Raw genomic sequence first — 4,706 nt, forward strand, 5'->3', positions numbered from 1 at the left:
GCTCGTGGATCCGAAGATCGCTGCGGGAATCCCCTCGGGGCCGACCGGCATTGCTTGGAAGGCCGACGGCTTGCGTGTGAACAATCATCGGCTGATCGATCTCAAGTTCAACTTCGCGGCCCTGCTGATGCGCATCGGCTACGCGGGCATGTGGCTGCCATACCGCGAGGACGTCTTTCCGCTGTTGGCGCCGCAGACCGGGCCGGTACACTTGTCGCTCAATTCCGTGTTGCCGCTGAATTATTCGGCCGCCCACGCGGTCAAGAACATTACCGCGTCGGAACGATCGTACTGGGCCGCCGGCTCCGGCGCGTATCAAGTCACGATCCTGCACGGCCGATATGATTTTCCCATCAAGCTGACGTTCATTCAGCGGGCCGGCCTGTTGATACACTTCAGCGACCGCTGACGAACTCTCCCAGAGGAATGTCGCCATGAAAATCTACCTGCTGATGGGCTGTGGTCTGGTGTTGACCATCGGTCTCTGCGTGGCCGTGATTCATTTCGAATCCGACCAGACCCGCGAAGCCATGCGCGGCATCGCCCGCGAAGAAATTCCTAATGCCGTCCCCGCAGCGATCGACAAGTCCATCGACAACACCATCGATCGGGCCCCGGAACTGGGCGTTAAGATTGTCGACAAGATCGGAACGACGGTCGGCAAAGTCGCCGGCGACGTGGCGAAGAGCACGGGTGCGACTGCGGGGTTGCCCGAGGCGGCCGAGTCCGCCGGCAAAGTCGCCGGCGACCTGCTGGGCCGCATTCGCGACACGATCAGCGGAACTTCCAGCCCCGGCGATAAGCCATCCAGCGACTCCGGCGCTGGCGACCCGACGCCGAGTTCCGGCAAAAGTGATTCGCAGTCACGCCGCTCTGGCCAGACGGGAGACGATTCTAAGGAAGCTCCTCGCGCTGCTGCCGGCAATCCAGCAAATATTATCGACGGGCTGTTCGACGTGGTGCGCGGGGCAACCAAGGCCGGCGATCAGGTCGGACAGCAAATGTTCAAGTTGTCGCCAGCCGAAGAGCGGCAATGGGGTCAAGCCTTCCACGATCAGATCTTGAGCGAGAACAAAATCATTCGCAAGCCGGCGCTGACCAAGCGGATCGAGCGAATCGCCGCCCCGCTGTTGAGCGCCCGCAGGCGCCACGCCATCGACTACACCTTCACCGTCATCGATTCGAAGATCGACAGCATCAATGCCTTTTCCACCGTCGGCGGCTTTATCTATCTGCACAGTGCGCTCATCGACTTTGCACAGAACGACCAGGAGCTGCAATTCGTGATCGGCCACGAGATCGGCCACGTCGACCTGGGACATTGCGCGCAGCAACTGACCTATACCGCGCGGGCCTCGGAACTGGGCACTCCCGTCGCGGGCCACGTGGTCGGGGTCCTGCACCAGATCATCACAATGCCTTACTCGAAGGATGATGAATTCGCGGCCGATGCCTACGGCTTCAAGGCCGTGATCGCCGCTGGTCAGACGCGCGAGCAGGCCCTGTCGTTTCCGCGCCGCTTCGGCAAGTGGCTGATCGAGCACGGCCTGGAAGAACCTACGGATGAACCGGCCGAAAAGACCGTCGCCAGCGTGCTGGCCACGCGCGCCCAGGACCATTTCCAGTCGCACCCGCCCATGGATCAGCGCATCCGCCGGCTGGAAGCCATCGACGTCGGCGCCCACGCCAGAAAATAAGAAGTGCCTCGCCAAGCCCGACCCGCAATCTAGAATTGGCCAAATGATTAGCGCCACGGCAGTTTTCTCAGGAGGCTAAAGATGCCGCGTCACGGTTCCTCCGTGGAGGCGAACGCTCCGGCGGCGACCACCACCGGCACAAGCGGTTGGCTGGAACGCTACTCGCGCCGCTTGCTCGAACGGCAATTGTCCGGTCTGACGGGTGGAACGATTACCATCGTTGTCGACGGAAACGCCCGGACCTTTGGCTCCCAGACCGGCTCGCACGACTTGCAATCGGTCGTCACGGTTCACGACAGCCGGTTCTACAGCGAAACGGTTCTAGGTGGATGCATCGGCGCGGCAGAAGCCTACATGCGGGGCTATTGGTCATGCGACGATCTGACGTCGCTGCTTCGTTTGCTCGTCGTCAACTCGGAAGTGGAGGAGCGCGTCCAATCTTATTGGGCGAAACTACTCAAGAAACCAATTCAGCGCGTGCTGCACCTGCTGCAGCGCAACACCCGGCGTGGGAGCCAGGAGAATATTGCGGCACATTACGATCTCGGGAACGACGTGTTCATGCTGTTTCTCGATGAAACCATGATGTATTCGTGCGCCTTGTTCGCGAATGACGACCATAGTCTGCGAGAAGCGCAGATCGCAAAGAACGACCGGATTTGTAAAAAGCTTCAATTAAGCGCAAACGACCACGTGCTCGAGATTGGAACGGGCTGGGGCGGCTTCGCGATCCACGCCGCGGGGCACTATGGGTGCCGGATTACCACGACGACGATCTCGGAAGCGCAATATCAATTGGCGACGCAACGCATCACGGATGCGGGACTGGCTGCCCGAGTGCAAGTGATTCAACAGGATTATCGCGACTTGAAGGGCCAATACGACAAGCTGGTATCGATCGAAATGATCGAAGCGGTCGGCCATGCGTTCCTCGATCAATACTTCGCCGCATGCAGTCGATTACTCAAGCCCGACGGACAAATGCTGATTCAGGCGATCACCTTGCAGGATCAATCGCACGACGAATATTTGCGCGGGGTGGATTTCATTCAGCGTTACATTTTTCCGGGTGGATGCCTGCCGTCGATGTCGAGCATGGCATTGTCCACAAAACGAGCTAGCGATTTGCAGTTGTATCACGTCGAGGACTGGACGCCGCATTATGCGCGGACGCTGCACTGTTGGCGTGACCGGTTTCTGGGTAATGCGGATCAAATGCGCGCGCTCGGACGCCCGGAGTGGTTCATCAGACTCTGGGACTTTTACTTCTGTTACTGCCAGGCAGCATTTCTGGAGCGGCAAACTCAATCTGTGCAGTTGATGTTTGTGAAGCCCAGATGCCGCCGACGGAGTCTGACGCCCGCATTGATCGAATCGGTAGCTGAAGCCGTTACGTGCTGAGCCCGAACGATTACTGCCAGGCCGCGACCGGGCGGAGCTGATCGTTTCTTGCGGAGGATTCGGCGACATTCAATGGCCAGGTGCGCACCCAACTGAACTTGGACCAGCAGCCAGCGGCAAGCCGCTGTTGATCCGGACTGAAAGCGACGGATACGACCACGCCGCGGTGAACAAGCGGCGGTCTGACTTCAAGCAACGTTTCGCTGTTCCAAATGCGAATCGTTTTATCCTCGCTGGCCGACGCTACGAGAGAATCGTCGGGCGAAAAGGCGACCCCATTGATGCGGTCGGTATGGCCGCGCGACGTGGCCAGCAGAGTGACTTTCGGAAGGGAGTCGCCGGAAGCTTTAAAGGCCCAGATTTTCAGTACGTTGTCCCAGCCCGCCGTGACGAGCCGATTTCCCGCTCCGTTAAACGCCAGGCGGTGCACCGCCGCCTGATGACCATCAAGCGCCAGCACGTTTTGACCGGTCTTGGTGTTCCAGATCTTAACTCGTCGTTCCGTTCCACCCGTCGCAATCCATTTGCCGTCGGCGCTGAACGCGACATCGAAGATGGGGAAGATAAAGCCGTCGCAGTTGGTCTTTAACTCTCCGGACGACGAATCGTACAGTTTCACCTGGCCGTCGAATCCAGCGGAGGCCAGAGTTTTTCCGTCTCGACTGAAGGCGACGGAGTGAACCGGAGCGATGTGCTTGGATAATGTCAGCAGTTCCGCGCCGGTCACGAGATCCCATAGCTTGACAGTGTTGTCCCAACTGGCCGAGGCAAGCCGCTTGCCGTCCGGGCTGAACGCGACACACCACACGGCCGCCCTGTGCCCCTTGAAAACCTTGATTCCGGCACCGCTCGTCGCGTTGTACAAACGAATATCATTGTCCCAACTGCCCGACGCAAGCCAGCGGCCATCGGGACTGAAGGCGACACTGTTGACGCGGTCGGTGTGGCCTGCGGCCGTAAAGATTCCCGGCCGGGGTTGAACGGGTCGCGGCGTCGTATCCCAGATTTGGGCCGTATTGTCGTAACTCGAAGAAACGAGCCGCTGATCGTCTGGGCTGAAGGCCACGCTCCAGACCGGCTCCTTATGGCCTCGAAGCGTGATCTTGTCTTGAAACGTCACAGCATCCCAAATTCGCACGGTCTTATCGAAGCCGCTGGAGGCAAGCAACTTGCCGTCATGGCTGTAGGCAACCCCCAAAGCAGACCCGGTATGCGCAGCGATGGCATGCGCCCGTTGTCCCGAGTCGACGTTCCAGATGTGAATATTCCCGTCCTGGGCGGCGGTAGCAAACCGTCGCCCATTGGGCTCGAACGAGATTGACATCAGCGGTGCCCCATGCGCCTGAATATCGCGGACGTGCCGTAGCGTGGCGGCATCCCACAGCTTGACCTGGCCGTTGATGTCCCCAGAGGCGAGCAGCTTGCCGTCGGGTGAATAGCAAAGGCGATACACCTGCCCGGTATGCCCCTTGAGCACATCGATCACCTTGCCGCTGCGTGACTCCCAAACGACGAAAGTATTCTCATCATTGATGCTGGAAGAGGCGATCCGCGAACCGTCGTGGCTGTATGCCAGCGACAGCACGACCCCCAATTGGTTCTTGAATT

General features: G+C 59.4%; 4 protein-coding genes. 3 read left to right on the top strand and 1 reads right to left on the bottom strand.

Annotated features, from left to right (window positions below):
• The 3 genes from VGG64_09475 to VGG64_09485 all read left to right on the top strand — a co-directional run.
• Positions 1–409 (top strand): hypothetical protein (locus VGG64_09475; protein HEY1599820.1); only part of this gene is annotated, 409 nt, incomplete at its 5' end.
• A gap of 25 nt (positions 410–434) precedes the next feature.
• Positions 435–1,697, top strand: a complete 1,263-nt coding sequence (locus VGG64_09480) for a M48 family metalloprotease (GenBank protein ID HEY1599821.1) — start codon at positions 435–437, stop codon at positions 1,695–1,697.
• Between the two features lie 81 nt (positions 1,698–1,778).
• On the top strand, positions 1,779–3,098 hold the full coding sequence (locus VGG64_09485) for a cyclopropane-fatty-acyl-phospholipid synthase family protein (protein ID HEY1599822.1): 1,320 nt from the start codon (positions 1,779–1,781) through the stop codon (positions 3,096–3,098).
• Between the two features lie 10 nt (positions 3,099–3,108).
• Here the strand turns inward: VGG64_09485 and VGG64_09490 are convergent.
• A partial coding sequence (locus VGG64_09490; protein ID HEY1599823.1) for a WD40 repeat domain-containing protein occupies positions 3,109–4,706 on the bottom strand: 1,598 nt, incomplete at its 5' end.

The organism is Pirellulales bacterium (assembly GCA_036490175.1).
Taxonomy (GTDB): Bacteria; Planctomycetota; Planctomycetia; order Pirellulales; family JACPPG01; genus JACPPG01.

What these genes read in the sequence shown, in the direction of transcription:
- VGG64_09480 (HEY1599821.1), top strand. Translation starts at nt 435, where the DNA reads ATGAAAATCTACCTGCTGATGGGCTGTGGTCTGGTGTTGACCATCGGT.
- VGG64_09485 (HEY1599822.1), top strand. Translation starts at nt 1,779, where the DNA reads ATGCCGCGTCACGGTTCCTCCGTGGAGGCGAACGCTCCGGCGGCGACC.